The organism is Pseudoalteromonas sp., assembly GCF_018402495.1.
Lineage (GTDB): Bacteria > Pseudomonadota > Gammaproteobacteria > Enterobacterales > Alteromonadaceae > Pseudoalteromonas.
On record NZ_JAGYIU010000003.1, the window covers coordinates 216929 to 235680 of the forward strand.

General features: G+C 39.6%; 16 protein-coding genes and 1 pseudogene. 5 read left to right on the forward strand and 12 right to left on the reverse strand.

Features of this window, described 5'->3' with window-relative positions; genetic code table 11:
• The first annotated feature begins 134 nt into the window (after positions 1-134).
• Both fdxA and KG708_RS10850 read left to right on the forward strand, forming a co-directional pair.
• Positions 135-458, forward strand: a complete 324-nt coding sequence (fdxA, locus tag KG708_RS10845) for a ferredoxin FdxA (RefSeq protein WP_213609705.1) — start codon at positions 135-137, stop codon at positions 456-458.
• A gap of 142 nt (positions 459-600) precedes the next feature.
• The gene (locus tag KG708_RS10850) at positions 601-2847 is read left to right on the forward strand and encodes a DUF5916 domain-containing protein (RefSeq protein ID WP_213609707.1); all 2247 of its coding nucleotides are present in this window, start codon (positions 601-603) and stop codon (positions 2845-2847) included.
• Positions 2848-2944: 97 nt separating this feature from the next.
• Here KG708_RS10850 and KG708_RS10855 read toward each other — a convergent pair whose 3' ends face one another.
• From KG708_RS10855 to KG708_RS10885, 7 genes are all read right to left on the reverse strand, one after another.
• Positions 2945-3649, reverse strand: a complete 705-nt coding sequence (locus tag KG708_RS10855) for a TorF family putative porin (RefSeq protein WP_213609709.1) — start codon at positions 3647-3649, stop codon at positions 2945-2947.
• An 8-nt stretch (positions 3650-3657) separates the two neighbouring features.
• Complete coding sequence (locus KG708_RS10860; protein ID WP_213609711.1) at positions 3658-4875, reverse strand: BCCT family transporter; 1218 nt, start codon at positions 4873-4875, stop codon at positions 3658-3660.
• Between the two features lie 169 nt (positions 4876-5044).
• Positions 5045-6712 carry a choline dehydrogenase gene (betA, locus tag KG708_RS10865; protein WP_213609713.1) on the reverse strand — a complete coding sequence of 556 codons (1668 nt, stop codon included), beginning with the start codon at positions 6710-6712 and terminating at the stop codon, positions 5045-5047.
• Between the two features lie 9 nt (positions 6713-6721).
• Positions 6722-8185, reverse strand: a complete 1464-nt coding sequence (gene betB / locus KG708_RS10870) for a betaine-aldehyde dehydrogenase (RefSeq protein WP_213609715.1) — start codon at positions 8183-8185, stop codon at positions 6722-6724.
• A gap of 1 nt (position 8186) precedes the next feature.
• Positions 8187-8762, reverse strand: a complete 576-nt coding sequence (gene betI / locus KG708_RS10875; protein WP_008111458.1) for a transcriptional regulator BetI — start codon at positions 8760-8762, stop codon at positions 8187-8189.
• 438 nt (positions 8763-9200) lie between these two features.
• On the reverse strand, positions 9201-9503 hold the full coding sequence (locus KG708_RS10880) for a hypothetical protein (RefSeq protein ID WP_213609717.1): 303 nt from the start codon (positions 9501-9503) through the stop codon (positions 9201-9203).
• Complete coding sequence (locus KG708_RS10885; RefSeq protein WP_013463225.1) at positions 9503-9760, reverse strand: DUF3081 domain-containing protein; 258 nt, start codon at positions 9758-9760, stop codon at positions 9503-9505. Before KG708_RS10885 ends, KG708_RS10880 begins: the two co-directional genes overlap by 1 nt.
• A 146-nt stretch (positions 9761-9906) precedes the next feature.
• Between KG708_RS10885 and KG708_RS10890 the strand changes: the two genes are divergently transcribed.
• Positions 9907-11187, forward strand: a complete 1281-nt coding sequence (locus KG708_RS10890) for a flavohemoglobin expression-modulating QEGLA motif protein (RefSeq protein WP_064663025.1) — start codon at positions 9907-9909, stop codon at positions 11185-11187.
• Between the two features lie 216 nt (positions 11188-11403).
• Here the strand turns inward: KG708_RS10890 and KG708_RS10895 are convergent, their stop codons facing one another.
• The 4 genes from KG708_RS10895 to KG708_RS10910 form a co-directional block, all read right to left on the reverse strand.
• Positions 11404-12207, reverse strand: coding sequence for a DUF1338 domain-containing protein (locus tag KG708_RS10895; protein ID WP_213609719.1), 804 nt, complete (start codon positions 12205-12207; stop codon positions 11404-11406).
• Positions 12208-12234: 27 nt separating this feature from the next.
• The gene (gene astD, locus KG708_RS10900) at positions 12235-13701 is read right to left on the reverse strand and encodes a succinylglutamate-semialdehyde dehydrogenase (protein WP_213609721.1); all 1467 of its coding nucleotides are present in this window, start codon (positions 13699-13701) and stop codon (positions 12235-12237) included.
• An 8-nt stretch (positions 13702-13709) separates the two neighbouring features.
• Positions 13710-14744, reverse strand: coding sequence for an arginine N-succinyltransferase (gene astA, locus KG708_RS10905; RefSeq protein WP_213609723.1), 1035 nt, complete (start codon positions 14742-14744; stop codon positions 13710-13712).
• Between the two features lie 81 nt (positions 14745-14825).
• Entirely contained in the window at positions 14826-16031 is a 1206-nt protein-coding gene (locus KG708_RS10910; RefSeq protein WP_213609725.1) for an aspartate aminotransferase family protein, read from the reverse strand.
• A gap of 190 nt (positions 16032-16221) precedes the next feature.
• Between KG708_RS10910 and KG708_RS10915 the strand changes: the two genes are divergently transcribed.
• Entirely contained in the window at positions 16222-16650 is a 429-nt protein-coding gene (locus tag KG708_RS10915) for an Lrp/AsnC family transcriptional regulator (RefSeq protein ID WP_213609727.1), read from the forward strand.
• A gap of 518 nt (positions 16651-17168) precedes the next feature.
• On the opposite strand, the pseudogene KG708_RS10920 reads toward KG708_RS10915, so the two are convergent.
• A pseudogene (locus KG708_RS10920) lies at positions 17169-18027 on the reverse strand (hypothetical protein).
• Positions 18028-18441: 414 nt separating this feature from the next.
• On the opposite strand from KG708_RS10920, the gene KG708_RS10925 reads away from it, so the two are divergent.
• Positions 18442-18744, forward strand: a complete 303-nt coding sequence (locus KG708_RS10925; RefSeq protein ID WP_013463235.1) for an isoamylase early set domain-containing protein — start codon at positions 18442-18444, stop codon at positions 18742-18744.
• Positions 18745-18752 lie beyond the last annotated feature (8 nt).

Genomic DNA, 18752 nt, shown 5'->3' on the forward strand with positions numbered 1-18752 from the left:
GTGCACAAAGCGCTAATTTGTAAGCGCAGTATATTACGTTAAATTGTCTACTTTTGGCACTTATTTATTGTGTTTTAGTAAGGGTTGGGTATGATCCGCGGCTGTTATTGTAAATCATTAGGTATTAAACCATTATGGCGTTCGTAGTCACCGAAAATTGTATAAAATGTAAGTACACTGATTGCGTATCAGTATGCCCTGCAGATGCATTTTTTGAAGGTCCTAATTTTTTGGCTATTAGCCCTATTGACTGTATTGACTGTGGTTTATGCGTACCTGAGTGTGCCGCTGATGCTATTTTTCAAGAAGATGAATTACCTGAATCGCAAAAAGAGTTTACCCAGTTAAATGCGGAACTAGCAGAAATTTGGCCACGTATAACGCAAGTCAAGCCCGCACCAGCAGATGCCGATAGCTGGAATGGCGTTTCTAATAAATTAAAACTTCTCGATACATAATCATTCCCCCTTTGCTGTGTTTTAGTTTTTTGTTAATTTTATTATAAATAATATCGCGCAACTATTAACAAATGTGATTGTATAATTTACACTCCTGAGCAAAGTTTACTTTTAACTAGTAAATAAACCTAAATGGATGTTTATGCAGTACTTTATACCTATAAAAATAACAACATTGCTGTTTTTTATCAGCTTCAGTCTCGGTTTAACTCTCAGCCCTAATGCACTCGCCGATAAGCTTAATTATCAACTCGCGCACATTAATAAAAATATTGATGTAGATGGCGTGCTTAACGAGCCACATTGGCAACAAGCAACACATGTTGCGGTAAATTACCAAGATGAGCCGAATGAAAAAGGCACACCGCCAGTAAAAACCGATGCCTACCTTTATGACGATGGTCATAATTTATATGTTGCGTTTGTCGCTTACGACCCCGATCCGAGTAAAATTCGCGCGGCGCTTCGTGACAGAGATACGCTTTGGCAAGACGATACTGTCGGCTTGGTCATCGATACCTTTAACGATGAGCGCACAGGCTATGAATTTTATGTAAACCCACTGGGTGCCCAAGGTGATACCCGTATGACAGATACCGATGAGTGGGTGTCAGACTTATCGTGGGATGCAATTTGGGATAGTGCCGGTACCATAAACGAGCAAGGTTATGTAGTTGAAATGCGTATTCCATTTAAAGCGCTTCGTTTTGCACACAGTGAATCAGAATCTACGTGGGGTTTTTCTGTAATGAGAAATTATCAGCGTGATGTGTTGTATCAATTATCAAGCACAGGGTTTGACCGTGATGTTAAATGTAGTTTGTGTCAGTTTGACAAAATAACCGGATTTAATAATTTAGTACCGAGTAAAAACCTGCAATTAACGCCAACATTAACCGCACTGAGAAACGATCAAAAAACACACGTACCTGGTGCGTGGGATAATGGCGATGTAGATACTGAGATAGGGCTTGATCTGCGTTGGGGTGTAACTAAAGATACCGTAATTAATGCCACAATAAACCCAGACTTTTCTCAGGTGGAAACCGATTCATTAGAACTTGATGTGAATACCACATACTCTATTTATTACGCTGAAAAGCGCCCATTTTTTTTAGATGGGGCGTCGTACTTTAAAAGTAACTTATTTGAACTCCTTTACACCCGCACCATCGCTGAGCCGAATATTGGCGCAAAGCTTACCGGTAAAACCGACAGCCATAGCTACGCAGTGTTGTTTGCTGATGATGATAACAGTAATATTTTATTACCAAGTAACCAAGGCTCAGGCTTTGCAAACTTAAATGATAAAACCAAAGCGGCGGTGGCGCGTTATCAATACGATATAGGCCAGCAAGGCACTATAGGTGTTACCACAACCCATCGAGAAAGTAGCGATTATCATAACACTGTATTGTCGGTTGATGGCAGTTATTGGTTTAATCAGTCAGATACACTTAATTACCAAATAGCGAATGCTGATACCAATAACTCGCCGTTTTTAATTGATAACTATAACTTGACAGAGTCTCAATCGGATATGGCGTATGCATTAAAGCTGACACGCGATAAGCGCGATTATAAGCTTTACGCTACCTATGATGATATTGGTGAGGATTACCGGACCGATTTAGGTTATCAAGAAAAAGTAGACTACGAAAAAGTAGGCTTTGGTGGCGGTCAAAATTGGTATGGTGATGAGCATGATATGTTAACAACCTGGTCCTACACCGCTGCGTGGGATAAAACTTGGGCTCAAGATGGCGAGCTACTTGAAGAAGAATACCAAGGCTATATGACGTTTCAAGGTCAAAAGCAGTCTATTTTTGAAGTGGGTTTGTTAAATCGCTATGAAAATTATAACGGCAATTTTTACAACCAAAATATTGGCTATATTTACACTGGGTTTAGACCTACTAAAGACTTAAGACTGTCGTTATACGCAGAATACGCAAGTCGCATTGATTACACCAATGAGCAACTAGGTGATGTGCTTACAACCCAATCACAGGCTGTTTGGGATATTAATAATCATTGGCAGGTCGATGTTAGACATAATTATAGTCATTTAGATGATTACCAAGGGCGACGTGTTTTTACCGCAAACCTTATTGATTTTAGGCTTTATTATAAGTTTAGTATGCGCGCTATGCTTAAACTGATTTTACAGTTTGAAGATATAGACAGAAATGAAGATGCTTATTTTTATCAGGTTAGCGAAATCAACAAAGATTATGGTAGTCAGCTGGTTTACTCATACAAAATTAACGCACAAACGCTATTTTATTTAGGTTATTCAGATAAAGGTTATCAGGATGACTCGCTAAAAAGCATTGAGCGAGACCAACGTACTTTCTTTACTAAAGTCAGTTATGCGTGGCAGTTATAACGCTATAAACACTGTAAAAGTAGTATAAGAGTTTACTAGGCAATAAAAAACACGCTAACCGTAGCGTGTTTTTTTTGTGTTTATTAAAAATTGTTTATTACAAATCAAAAGTACGTGAGATGGCCAATACAATTCGCTCATCTGCATAATCGTAATCTAGGCTGGTATTCTCAGCTGCCACTTCAATACCAAACCCTGCATAGCTCGTTTGGTATGCTAAGCGGTAGTGATGATACGATTTGTCGCCCTTAGCTTCATCCCACTTAAATTTGTTACCATCGAGTGAATTTGAAATATCAAAGCTGGCACGAATCGCATGATTTGGCGCAAGCTCGTAAGTGTGCGCAATCATAGAAATCACATGGCCAGTATCGTAGCCAAAGTAATCCCAGCTGTACCAAAAGTTAAGCTCTGTTTGGCCGTAGTCACTGGCGTAACCAAATTTAGTATACGCTTCTGCGTAGTTACCATCGCTGTTATTACCTTGGTAGGTGTAATAAGCAATACCGTAATCAAGGCTTACTTGTTCGTTTAACTGAATGTATCGACCTACGTAAGCATCTAGTTCAAAGTCGGTGTCATCACCAAAATCTACGTTTGATGCCCATACACCGGCATAAACACCGTTATCATACGCGTAGTCAAGGCTTGCTTGCAGTGCCGGATCGTTATCTGTTTGTGTAACACCATTAAAGGTGTAATCAGATGCAGCCGTAATCGTTGTTGACCAGTTAGCCGCTGCCGTTGTTGATAAAACGGTGAACGGTAAAGCGATAAAAAGTTGTTTTAATTTATTGTTCATGTGTTTTCCTAGCTGATAGTTTCTATTTTTGTGTAATCAATTTTATTCGCTTTAGGCGATCCTTCGATATTGCTGACCGTTTTAAGTTTGCTGTAGGCAATAAAACCAAGGCAAATAAAGAATAACCCTATAACTAAAGCACCAACCCATTGAATTTGCAAAAACTCAAGCTTAAATAGCAATGTTAGTAGCGACAAAGCGACAACGTTCATGGCAATATATTTAAATTTACCAAAGCGTTTTACGGTTAGGTTTAAATTATCTGTGTATAAACGGATCAGTGAATCAAGGGAGTTAATAACAAACACGATACCTACAAACACCATAGCAAAGTTTTTAATTCCCTCGGTTGGAATACCGGCTTCATGGTAGTGATATAACACACTAAACCAGATAGCGATTGGAATCGATGGGAAAATCAGCATAGCACCAAGGACTTGATAGGTTTTTAAACCGCCCACAAAACGCGATGTAAATTGACCAATCATAATGCTCCACGCAAACCACCAAAACAGGTAAAATTCATGGTAATCATTCAGTGGTAACACAAACTCATTGATATTAGAAAAGTAATTACCAATTAATCCGATGTTTTTAGTAAACGCAGTGAGTTCACTATCACCAAATAAGAAGGCATCAGCCCACATATAGCCAATTAGGGCGATAAACAGCCAAGTTGTGGCAATACTTAAAAAGCGCACATATTTAATATCGGTACTTGAATACACCGCAAAACAAATTGCAGCAAGCACGATTAAGTAAAACGCTGGAATAACATCTGAGCCATCACCAAGCTCAGGTAAATACCAAGTAAGGTTGCTCAGTAGTAAGTAAGCGGTAAACGCGCAAGTACCAATAATGACCACATTGTTTAAAAATTTAACCCATGGAATTTCAAAAAACTTCACTTTGGGTTCTATTACACAGAAATAAAAGCACGTAAGAAAATAAAATCCCCAAATTAAAAATCCCCAATAACCAAACTCAATTGAGAGAGGATTGGCAAATGCATATTCTGGGCTTGCTTTTATGTCTGCATAACCGGCAAATTCGGTTAAAGGGAACATAATAAGGCCAACGTCTAGGCCTGAGGTAAACAGGATTGCTATAAAAGTGAATGTTCTCACTGGTGTGACGCCTACTACGCGTACATTGCCCCATTTTATTAAAATAGTAACAATGGCAAGTAAGGTGAAAATAATGCCTGCATTAAGCCAAATAGTCATTATCGCCCTCCCAGAATGAATAAAAATAACACATATATACTCCGTTTTTTATTGTGCTTGCATTATCACAGGCATAACCTATTTACGCTTGTGAGCCACTGCAAGGCGCATAAAGGCACTCTTTGAAGCGACTATGCGCTTAAAAGAGCAGCCTTTATGACAGGCTAAATTAAAGGGTTTTATTGCGTTGTGTAGTTTGCCAATCAGTGGCATTCACAACATCAACTCCTGTATGAGTTAAGGGATTATTCCCTAAAATAATGTCAGCGGCTTTTTCGGCCACCATAATTGTAGGGGCATTTAAATTACCATTGGGTATGGTTGGAAAAATCGACGAGTCAACCACACGTAAGCTTTGCATGCCATGCACTTGAGTGTTTGAGTTAACTACAGCCATATCGTCTTCACCCATTTTACAAGAGCAAGAAGGGTGGTAAGCACTTTCCACTGCTTGGCGCACAAAGGCATCAATTTGTTCATCAGTTTGAATTTGTTGTCCTGGTTGAATCTCTTCACCACGGAAATCGTCAAAGGCAGGTTGTTCAATAATTTCACGCGTTAAGCGTACACACGCTCTAAAGCCTTCAATGTCGTCTTGATGCTCAAGGTAATTAAACACAATCTTTGGTGGCTGCGTCGGATCGGGCGATGCAATAGTGACACTGCCACGGCTTTTAGGTTTGTTATGACCTACATGCACTTGAAAGCCATGCCCTGCAAAAGCACTGCGTCCATCATAACGCATCGCTGCCGGTAAAAAGTGATACTGAATATCAGGCCACTCTACGCCGGGTTTTGAACGAATAAAGGCACACGATTCAAAGTGATTAGTTGAGCCTAAACCTTTACGGGTAAGCAGCCATTTTGCACCAATCAAGCCTTTAGAAAACAAGCCTAATTTACCGTTTAAGGTAATGGGTTGTTTACACTTATATTGAAAGTAAAACTCTAAATGGTCTTGCAAGTTTTGACCGACACCCGGTAAATGATGCTTTACTTCAACACCTGCTTTTTCAAGTGTTTGTGTATCACCAATACCTGAAAGTTGTAACAGGTGAGGTGAACCGATAGAGCCCGCACTTAAAATAACCTCTTTACTTGCTTGCGCTGTTTTAACCTCGCCATTGACCTTGTATTCAACGCCGGTTGCTTTTTTGCCGTCTAAAATAACGCGCTGAGCAAGTGCACCGGTTACAATTGTTAGGTTACTGCGATGTTTTATCGGATCTAAATACTCACGAGAGGCTGAGCTGCGCACACCGTTTTTAACGGTCATGTGCATAGGGCCAAAGCCTTCTTGTTGGGCACTATTATAATCATCTGTAGTGGCATAACCCGCTTGAGCACCTGCATCAATAAAGGCGCTATACAAAGGGTTTTCCATGTTATTACCGTTATTAACACCAAGGGGACCTTTTCCACCACGATGGCTGTTTTCACCTAGGTAAAAGCTTTCTGCTTTTTTAAAGTACGGTAAACAGGCTTGATAATCCCAGCCATTGGCGCCATGTTGTTGCCATTCATCAAAATCTTTAGCATGGCCGCGTACATACACCATGCCATTAATTGATGATGAGCCGCCAAGCACTTTACCGCGTGGGCAGTGCATTTCACGGTTATCTAAGTACGGCTCTGGCTGCGTATGAAATTGCCACGCAAACTTATCGGTATTCATTGGAATCGACAGAGCAGTGGGCATTTTTATAAAGATGCTTTTATCGCTGCCGCCGGTTTCCAGTAATAATACCTTATTGCTTGAATCTTCAGACAAGCGATTTGCCAGCACACAGCCTGCTGAGCCTGCGCCTACAATAATATAATCAAAAGAGTGGTTCATAATGATTCCTTAAAATGGGCTTTCTATGTCGGCCATACCAACATAAACAGACTTAGTTTGCGTGTAATGATCAAGCGTTTGTATGCCGTTTTCGCGGCCGATACCTGATTGCTTATAGCCACCTACAGGCATTTCTGCCGGCGAGTTACCGTAAGCATTGATCCAACAAATCCCCGCTTGTAGCTGATGAATAACGCGATGAGCACGTTTAATATCGCTGGTGAATACACCCGCGGCTAAACCTAAGTGAGTGCCGTTAGCGCGGTCAATCACATCATCTTCGTCATCAAATACTAAAACGCTCATTACTGGGCCAAAAATTTCTTCTTTGACTATGGTCATTTCATCGTTGCAATCAACAAATACGGTTGGCGCTACAAAATAACCATTTGGCGCAGATGCTGGTGAAAGCGTTGAGCCACCGGTTAATAGCGTTGCCCCTTCTTCAAGGCCTTTGTTGATGTAGCTCATCACTAACTCTTGGTGCTTTTTAGAAATAAGCGCGCCAAAGTTAGTGTTTAAATCTTGTGGATCGCCGGCAATAATATTGTTTTCGGTGCGAGTTTTAAGCTCATCAATAAACTGCTGGTACACATTTTTGTGAACATAGATACGAGTGCAATTAGTACAAATTTCACCTTGGGTATAAAAGTTTCCTAACATTGCCGCGCTTACTGCTTGCTCTATATTGGCATCGTCAAAGACAAGTAACGGCGATTTACCACCTAGTTCCATAGTCACATCTTTTAATGTACCTGCAGCACTGGCGACGACTTTCTTACCGGTACCTACTTCACCAGTAAACGATACTTTTTCAATATCTTGGTGTGCAGTAAGCCATTGGCCTACTTCACCCGCGCCTTGAACTACATTGAATACGCCAGCGGGTACACCTGCTTCAATAAACACCTCGGCTAATTTAATTGCGCCAAGCGGGGTTTCTTCTGAAGGTTTAAAAATAAACGCATTACCCGCTGCAAGGGCAGGGCCTGACTTCCAACATGCAATTTGTAATGGGTAGTTCCATGCACCAATACCAGCACAAATACCTAAAGGCTCTTTGCGTGTGTAGTAAAAGTCATCGCCAACCATTTGTTGTTGACCTACTTGCGCAGGGGCAAGGCCTGCAAAATATTCAATTACATCTGCGCCTGTTTCAATGTCTACGCAGTTAGCTTCTTGCATTGGTTTACCGGTATCGAGCACTTCAACCAGTGCAAGCTCATCATTGCGCTTGCGTAAAGTAGCAACGGCGTTTAATAAAATACGGCTGCGCTCAATAGGGGTCATGGCTGACCAAACTTTAAAGCCTTGTTTTGCACTTTCAATTGCTGCGTTTTGAACGTATTCATCGGCAACTTCAACGGCATAAATTACTTGGCCGGTTGCAGGATTTACTACATCAAATGTTTCGCCGCTTTTGTTTGCAAGGAATTGACCGTTGATAAAGTTTTGATAGATAGGTGTAGTCACGTTAGGCTCCATATTGCTTGATAAGTGAATGCACGTAGTTTTTAGCCAGTGATTCACTGTGTTTAAACTGATTTTCGTCTGATTGGCTTAATACGGCTCGTAGCCATAAACCATCGATCATTGCTGCAGTTAACTCTGCCGCGAGATTTGCTTGCGCTAAAGGCATTAATTGCTTAAATGAAACGGTTAAATTGCTTTGCAAGCGTTTGCTGTTTACATTTTGTAAACGATGAAGTTCCTTGTCGTGCATTGATTGCGCCCAAAAACTTAACCACGTCCGAGTGGTGTCTTTTCGTTGTTGTACTAGCGCAAAGTTTGATTCAACAATAAACATTAACCTTTGAGTTGGCGTGGTCTTTTCATCTACTTTGCTGATCAAATCATCTTTCAAGTTAGACAGTAAGTAACGCACAGTCGCTTCAATTAGCCCCTGTTTCCCACCAAAATAATGGCTAATTATGCCAGAGGACATCCCCGCATTTTTGCTAATACTATTAATTGTGGTTGCCTGTAACCCTTTTTGAGCAACTGACTCTATTGTTGCGTCAATTAGCTGCTGACGCCTTACAGGTTCCATTCCAACTTTAGGCATAATTTTTATTAATTGATCGTTCAATAAAGATAAGCTTAAGGTAATAGCTCTAATAATTCAAGGTTAGTGCAAAGGGTGAGTGTCTGAAATGTGGATAAATAATTAATAAAATAAGTCTAAAATGAAGTTATATTAACAAGCTGGATTTTTATAAAATATCATTTAATAACAATTTGTTACGTATGTTTTTTTGATTGCTTTTTGCGGTGTAATTATTTGTTTACATAATTGGTGTAACTTTTAGTGATTTATTTATTAGTGTGATAACTATTAGAGTACTAATTGTATTTTTTGTGGGCAGGTTACTTTAAAAAGCGGTAAGGCGAGTTTGTGGGAAAATCCAAGAAAAAAGATTTAGGAAGTGTAATATGAGATTAATTTACAGAAATGTTAACTTAGTGAAGAGATAAATAAAGACGCTGTTTAGGTTTCAACAACGCCTTTAAAGAGCAAAGGATAACGTCTTAAACGGTTGCCAATATAATCGTCAGCCATAATTTGGTCGCAAATTTCATCAATGTTATCGGTCGCTTCAAATACCCAATCAAAGCGTTCTATTGCAAGTAAAAAACCGCGCTTTAAATGCGTTTGCGCCCGGTAATAAGCAAGGTTGTTTTTGATGAGTTGCAGCTTTTCAGGTTCTGCTTTTAATTGCGCAATAACTTGGTTAATAAACTGCAAATTGCGCGAACTGGTTGGTCTGTTTCGTCGGTGTGTTGATCGCATCACTCTTCATTAGCTATGTTATAAAGTTTTTTCAAAAAGTCGTCTTTGTGTTTGTCATGTTCATAATCAAGGTGATAAGTATTATGAAACCCAAAGCGAAGTAAAACACCACTGCCTTGTAAATAGACGGTGTAGCCATCTATATCAGAATATGCAGTGATCCCTTGATAAAATTTACCTTCTTCTGTGACTTCTCCGCGTTGTTGAATGCGTTCGTAAACCGCTAGAATTTGTTTATTGTCGATTTCATTTTTCATTGTTTGTCCCTTTTATTTAATCACTCATACGCTATAGAAGTGAGGGTCGATCATCATAAAAACAATAGTCTAAAAAGTATGATATTGCTTTGTTATTTTTCATTTATAAATTATGCTCAAAGTTCACTTTTTGTTGAGCTTTTACCATGATAGACAAAGCGTTACTTTTGAAAACTCGTGAATTATCCGACCAACTCATTGCATTGCAAACACCCATTAGAATACTCGATGCAATAAATTGGGATAAACAAATTAAAGAGGAATTTTTTAGACAAAAATGTCAAAAAAATCCACTTATTGATCGTGCTTATTATCAACAGCGCGATTTAGGGTTTGTTCCTAGCGAGTTGCGCCAAGCATTTTCAACACTGCACCGCAATATTATTAACCAGTTGGGGCAATTAAACCCAATTGCACAATATATGGGTAAAATGTGTACCGAATATAAAACGGTTCTGAGCATGCTTGAATACCGCGGTACGCCAGAGTTTCATGACTTATCAGTGGAGCTATTTGGTCATCCTAAAGATTTGTTTCATGCCGGTGAGCCATCGCTATCAGAACTGGCTAATATGCTTGAACAGCCTTTAAAAAATTTACTTGCAGCGGATATTTTGCCTGAAGATCCTAAAAATATTGATGCCAGCGACGCGGTGCGAATTTTATCTGAACAGGTCAATGCCAGCATGCCGGGAATAAACGTAGAGGTAATGCTAAGTGATGGTATTGTCAGCGATGCGGCAGCAGGTGCTAATAATATTAAGCTAAATCAAGATGTTAAGTTTTCTCAGCGCGAATTAGATATTTTAGAGGTGCACGAGGGCTGGATCCATGTAGGCACCACTCAAAATGGCTTAGCGCAACCTTATTTAACTTGCTTGAGTAAAGGCACACCAAGCTCTACGGTGACCCAAGAGGGGCTTGCAGTACTGACGGAAATTATTACTCTTAAGTCAACACCACGTCGCTTATCAAAATTAGTAAACCGTATTCAAGCGGTGACGAAAGTAATTGATGGCGCTGAGTTTATCGATATTTACCGAGATTACGTTGCTCAAGGTTTATCAAAAGACGACAGCTATACCCTTGCACAGCGTGTTTTTAGAGGCAGTACCGCAACCGGCTTACCCTTTACCAAAGATATTGCTTACATAAAAGGCTTTGTTTTAGTTTACAACTTAATTAGGGTGGCGATACAGCTTGGTCGAATTGATCAGTTGCCATTATTGCTGGTGGGTAAAATATCAATTGATGACTTTAGATTAATATCGCAATTGCATGACTTAGGTGTCATTGAAAATCCGCAATTTGTGCCGCCTCATTTTAAAGATTTAAGAGGCCTTGCTACGTGGCTCAGCTTTGGTCGATTTATTGGCGATTTGTCATTTGAACAATTAGAAAACGATTATAAGCCGTTGTTTTTATAATTTTAAAAAGGAAGCGCAGGTTCCTTTTTTAGCAAAAAACGCAGTTGAAATGAGTAACTGCGTTTAATTTTACATACATAAGCCTGCATGCCCATAAGGGGGCAATTGATTATTCTCATTTTTTATTGTTTTATCGATACATAAAATTGTTTTAAACCATTCATTAGGCACAAAAAAAAGCCCAAAAGTGGGCTTTTTAAATTCAACACACTTTGGTTATCGTGCGTTGGTGCTTTCAAATATTTTGTCTGCAGAGGCAGCGACAAAACCGGTGTAAATTTCACCATCAGGTTTTGGATAACGAATAGCAAACTCGTAAAAACAGCTAGGAATGCGCATATCGCCATCGCTAAAGGTTACGGCGTACTCATCAGCTAATGTTGATGATTGCTCTAATAGCACCTCTGGTGAGCCTTTTACTTCGCCTCCTGAGGTATTAAGCGCAAAGCCAGCATCTTTAAGAGCTTGGTTTACATCATGGATGTTATCAAACTTAGCCAAAGTATTAATGTTCACGGTGAAGTGATTGGCACGATAACCCCACGCAGACATCCACGCTGCATATTCGCTCTCTGCTAATAGCTTTTTGTAAGTATCAGTGCTTACTTGCCAATGTGTACCTGAATATAAAAAGTTATCTGCTGTCACCGCACTTTCGTCAATTTGTGCAACCATATCAGTGACAATTGCTTGAAGCTCAGGCGAGCATTTTTCAACTAATAACTCAGAAATAAACACTTTAGGTTGGCTTGGATCGCTGTGCTCGTAATGCTTAGCGTAGAGTTTTTTTGCTTCAAAATGATACTCACCACATTCTTTGTAGCCAATGGCTAAAAAGTGTGCAGCTAGTTTTTCAAGGCCTACTTTTTCAATATTAAAAGTACGCAGCGCAATATGGTCGTTGATTATGTCGTCTTTTTGCGTTGAGCCTAATAGGTCATGAATTTTGTCAGCCGATGGCGTTACGCTTAGGTAGTTTTGCCACAGGTTATCAAATAATGTGTTTACATCAGTATGCATGGTAAATCCTTAAATCTATTTAAATTGTTATTCAATTATTAAGCCCGGCGCGAGGGTTTGCGGTAAGTTAACTTTTTCTGACTCTACAGAGGCCACTGGGTATGCGCAATAATCTGCAGCGTAGTATGCACTGGCTCTGTGGTTGCCACTGGCACCTATACCACCAAATGGCGCTGCGCTTGATGCACCTGTAATAGGGCGGTTCCAGTTAACAATGCCGGCACGAATACGTTTTAAAAAGTGACTGTAGTCATCTTCGCTATCAGCAAGTAAACCAGCAGATAAACCAAAGCTGGTGTTGTTTGCTTCTGTTATAGCGCTATCAAAATCAGTGTAACGATATACTTTTATAAGCGGGCCAAAGTGTTCTTCATCGGCAATTTCGCTAATGTTAGTGACATCAATAATACCTGGGCTTACAAACCCAGTGCCTGATTTTAACTGTTTAAGCTCAACAAGAATCTCAGCACCTTGTTTAACTAGCTCAGCTTGCGCTGCAACCATGCCTAATGCGGCTTTTTCACTGATCATAGCACCCATAAAAGGTTGATCGTCCGCAAAGCTATCGTCTACTAGGATATTTTTGGTGGCGCTGATCAGCTTTTCTAAAATAGCATCGCCATTGGGCGACTTTTCAATAAATAAACGGCGTGCACAAGTACAGCGTTGGCCAGAGGTGATAAAACCCGATTGAATAATATCGTGCACGGCGGCGCTTACGTCCGCAACATCTTTAACCACTAGCGGGTTATTACCGCCCATTTCAAGGGCTAAAATTTTACCTGGATGGCCTGCAAATTGTTTATGTAATAAATGCCCTGTGTTTGAGCTACCAGTAAAAAACAGGCCATCTATATCTTGATGTGAGGCCAGTGCTTTACCTGTTTCTAACTCACCTTGAACAAGGTTTATAACCCCTGCAGGTAAGCCTGCTTTTATCCATAATTCTAGGGTAAACTGCGCTACATGAGGTGTTAATTCTGATGGTTTAAACACCACCGTATTACCAGCTAAAATTGCCGGTACAATATGGCCGTTTGGCAAATGGCCCGGGAAGTTATACGGGCCAAAAATAGCCACCACGCCATGAGGTTTGTGGCGAATAAAGGCTTTCGCGCCAGGCATTGGATTTTCGGTTGTGCCCGTACGCTCATTGTACGCTCGAATTGAGATCGCAACTTTGCCTGTCATTGCACCTACTTCTGTGCGTGTTTCCCATAATGGTTTACCTGTTTCACGGGCAATAATACTGGCAAATTCTTCACTATGTTCTTTTAGTTGGGCTACGAAGTTTTCTAAAATGGTAATTCGTTGCTCAATTGGCATATCTGCCCATTGAACTTGCGCAGCTCGTGCCGCTTTTATGGCACTGTCAACTTGTTCTACACTGGCGCCATTTCCTTGCCAAACAACGTCACCATTGCTTGGGTTAACTGATGTAAAAGCAGGGCCTTGGCCTGCGTGCCATTGATTATTAATTAGTTGTGTGTTCATAAATAATGTTACAGGCGGAAAAATCGCGCTGCATCTCCTTGTTTTAAATGAAGAGCATCAGCTACGTCTTGGCTGATAATTAAGGTGTGCTTTGCCTGATTGTAATGAGCATGTTTAGTAAATGTAGCTCTAAAATCGCTAACCCCTTGATTACAAATAGCAAGGGTGTCTGAGCTTTGCTCATTGATATGTTCAAGCTCGCCAATAGTAATAGGGCAGACCTGTGACTCGCGAATACTACGAATATTTCCGAGCTTTGCTTCTACTGTGGGGCCTGCATCGAATAAATCAACGTAGCCTCGGTGTTCAAACCCTTCTTTTTCAAGCAACTTAAGTGCGGGTTTGGTTTTATCGTGGACATGGCCAATCACCGCCTGTGCTTTTTTACTCAGTAAATTGACATAGATAGGGTATTTAGGCATGAGTTCGCTAATAAACACTTTATCGCCTAACCCCACTAAATGGTCGGCTTGTGGAAATTCAATGCTAAAAAAATGTTCCTGCAACCATTGCCAAAATGGCGAGTGCCCTTGTTCATCGCTCACCCCACGCATTTCAGCAATGACGGTGTCGGCAAAACGCTCGCTGTGCTGTGCCATAAATAAAAAGCGTGAACGTGATAAAAATCGTCCTGTTAGGCCTTTTCGGCTATTTTCGCGTAAAAATAAAGTACATATTTCTGAGCAGCCAGTGTAGTCATTACACATACTCAAAATATCAACGGTATTGTATACGTTTAAAGTGGGTGAATGATGAACGGTTTTACCTAGGTGATAATGATATAAAGGCACAGATAAACCAACGGCCGCTTCTATAGCGGTAGTACCAATCACTTTACCGGTTTCACTGTCTTCTAAAACAAACAGATAGCTTTCGTCGATGGGCTTATCTACGTTTTTAGTAAAACTGTTTTGCGCACGATCAATTTTTTCTTTTAGTTGCCCATCATCGACAGGTAAAGAAGTAAAGCCATGGCCAGATTCAACCGCAATTTCTTTAAGTGCTGCAAAATCATTGACAGTAATAGGGCGTAATACTTGCATTAACTACTTGCTCCAATAACATAGAAAGTCCTGAGGTAGCTATTTAGCTATCACAAGACTTTGCTATGTTTTACTTAGTGATTAACCGTTTACTACATCGCTTACAGCTTTTTCAAAGCGCCCTAAGCCTTCCTTAATATCCTCAAATGGGATCACTAATGAAGGAGTAAAACGAATAACGTCCATACCGGCTACTAAGTTCATTAGGCCGTTATTTGCACTTGCTACTAAAAAATCACGCGCGCGGCCTTCAAATTTTTCATTTAATACTGCACCAATCAGTAAGCCTTTACCTCGGACTTCGCTAAATACGTGGTATTTGTCATTAATTGCATTTAAACCATCACGGAACATTTGTTCACGCTCTTTTACGCCATCTAACACAGCGGGAGTATTAACGGTATCAAATGCTGCTTCTGCAACAGCGCATGCGAGTGGGTTACCACCGTAGGTTGAACCATGCGTGCCAACTTTTAGATGTGCTGCAATTTCAGTGGTGGTGATCATCGCGCCAATTGGAAAACCACCACCTAATGCTTTTGCGGTAGTTAAAATATCAGGAATGACGTCTAAACCTTCGTATGCGTATAAGTGACCTGTGCGGCCAACGCCGGTTTGTACTTCATCAAAAATAAGCAGTGCATTGTGTTTAGTACACAGCTGGCGCACTTTTTGTACAAATTCATTAGTTGGTGGAATAATGCCGCCTTCACCTTGTAATGGCTCCATCATTACCGCACAGGTATCATCACCAATTAAGGCTTCAAAAGCGGCAATATCATTGTAGTCACAATGAACAATATCAGCAGGTTTTGGACCAAAACCGTCAGAATAAGCAGCTTGGCCACCCACTGTTACAGTGAAAAATGTACGACCATGAAAACCTTTATTGAAAGCAATAATTTTAGTTTTTTCAGCACCAAATTTATCCAGTGCAAAGCGACGTGCTAATTTTAATGCTGCTTCGTTTGCTTCAGCCCCCGAGTTTGCAAAGTAAACTTTTTCAGCAAACGTGGCATCAACCATTTTTTTAGCTAGACGAAGAGCTGGCTCATTAGTCATTACATTTGCTAAGTGCCAAATTTTCTCGCCTTGCTCCTTAAGTGCACCTACTAATGCAGGATGGCAATGCCCTAAACAATTAACCGCAATACCACCGGCAAAATCGATAAATTCGTTATTGTTCTGATCCCACACACGTGAGCCTTCACCGCGAACAGGAACAACAGCTGAAGGGTTGTAATTAGGGACCATTACGTCGTTAAATAAATCTCTGGTTACTTGCATTTTTACACCTAAATTATTCACATAAAAAATACGTTGCTGAAAAAATAACGATAAGGTCAGGATGATTCAGCAATACACTGTGTTTTACTTATTAAAAATGTCATTATCAAAGGTTATGAATGAAATTTGCAGTGCTATTTTGTTAAAAATGATTAGAATAATAGTCAAATTAACGAATTTAATTAGCATTATGATAACTCCCCAAGATGAAAAACTACTGTCAGTATTAAAAACGAACGCCCGCGCTAGCATTTCTGACCTAGCAAGGCATTTGAGTTTATCTCGTTCAACGGTGCAAAGCCGAATGCTAAAATTAGAGCAAAGTGGGATCATTAAGGGTTATAGCGTTGACTTTGGAGATGACTTTTTAAATAGCTTGGTCTCTGCACATGTTTCTATAAAGGTTAAACAAAAGCTAACCACTAAAACCAACGTGGAGTTAAAGCAAATAGATGCGATTTCTCAGTTGTATGCAATTAGTGGTGAGTTTGATTTAATTGCCATTGTTGAGGCTCAAAATCTTGAGCAGTTGAGCCATTTACTGGACGATATAGGTAATTTAGATGGGGTAGAGCGCACTCGTTCATCGGTTATTTTAGAAACCAAATTTAAGCGTTAAAATAAATATATTTGTTATAACCGAGCCAAACACGGTTTTTACACTAAAAAATTTGTTGTAGATCTTTATTAATCTGATGAACTCTGGTTAAGAGATTTACTGACATATTGGATCATAGTAATACCAATTGTACTAAATTAGTAAGCTATTATAGCGACAAGGAAATAAGTCGATAATAAGATAAAGTTATGATATGTAATTGTTCTAAAAGAATAATTTAACGCAGGTGGTGAGTTATTTAATACGCTAGAGTGATCATGTTTTTAATAAAACTGGTATAGTTAGTAGAGTCTGTTGACCTTTGCGGATTACATTTTGTTTAAACTAGGGGCGGTTTAATCGCCCCAAGAGGTCTGTAATCGAGTGGGCTCGATAACTGCTCCTGCGTTATTCTACTGGCTTACATCCCTGTAAGAATAAATAAAAACCGAGCAAAGCGTGTGCATCCTGCTCACGCCCCTTACCACCATACATAGTGGCAACAAAGAGTAAATCGCCCCTAGGTTTATTTAAAGTGATTATAGCTGAGCATGGCTTCGCTGTTGCTTGACTTGGTCGAGCTTTATAAAATATATATTACCGCCAATGCCCTTAAATTCCTCATCAGAAAAGGCTATAGTATTGTCATCATAAAACGTGATTGCTTCCTTTTGAGTCACAATGCCCAAGTCAATTCTAGATACATCACCAGAGAAAAACTGATCGCCTTTAAAGTTTTCAAACAGCCAAATACTGGTTGAATCTAATAACGCGAGTTTTTTTCTGTCTGGACTAAGCGCAGAAGATGTGATCCAGCACAGTTTTTCCATGGTGGTGCACGTTTTGAATGAATCTATTAGTCCGGCTAGTCCGGCATCAAAATTCGCTGCGTGATCACCTACCTTATACACATTAGTAATTTCATCGAATGGCTCGGTGCGATTTTTAGTAAACAAATATAAATGTCGACCCAATGCGACAAACGCCTCTAAATCTTAATTACGTTGATCGGGCTATATTGGGCTGCCGTCTAAATCAGGCTAGGTGAATTTTATTATTTCAGCTTCTGTTATATTAGTTTTGATATCTATGGGGTTTTCTATTTTGTAAATTGTTAACCATTTACGTTCATTTTTATTATTTCCAAAGTCGCCTAAAAAAAATGACCAAACTTATTTTGAGTCATGTCTTCCCAGTCTATTTTTTTGCATTAGTTTCAAGCGCCTCTTTTGCAATTGAATCATCTTTGTTGAGCCTGAAGAGCATAGGTTTGTCGCCACTGTCGTTAGTGGCCCAAAGCCGTTTATGTTTATCAAGCTCAATGCCTGAAATTTCTTTTGATTTTGAGTCTACAGAGACAACCTTTTTACTATATAGTGTATAAATTGAACTGCCCATAACAGCCCATAATAATGCTAAAGACAATCACAGAAGTAATAAGAATGCTTTTTTAACATGGTATTTAAGTGTTCATCGGGTTTTTCTTGAGGTGATAATTATTATTGCTGATGATGTTGTTAAGCTAAAGGTTTTATAGCAATAAAAATTAAGAAGTCTGTGTATTAGCTGTTATGGTGTAGTTGGTTTAAAAATTGCTAAGTTAAATAGCTGACTTAAAAACCAGTTTTAACGGTTTAATATTGCACCAATGCAGTGCGATAAAATAAATTATGCACTGTAATAATGCGTAAATAAAACTTTGATTAACTGTAAACCTGTTTTTATGTGAATGAATGGATTCCACATCGCCTCTTTAAGCTGTTTGGCCTGTGGCAAAAATGAATAACCCTTATGGTTTAGTTGGAGCCTATTATGTTGAATAAACGCTTTTTTAAAACAAAAAATGAAGCAGAAGTAACCTTTGAATTTTCTCACCCAGATGCAGATGATGTCTGTTTACTTGGAGAATTTAATGATTGGCAACCGGTGCCAATGAAGCACAACAAAAAGCTTGGCGTATTTAAATGCAAGCAACGTCTTCCCGTTGATAAAGAGTTTCATTTTCGCTATTTAATAAATGGTAAACAGTGGGATAACGATCATCAGGCTGATGGGTATATTGCTAATAATTTTGGTACAGAAAATAGTATAGTAAATACACAACGCATTAATTAAGGTCGCTG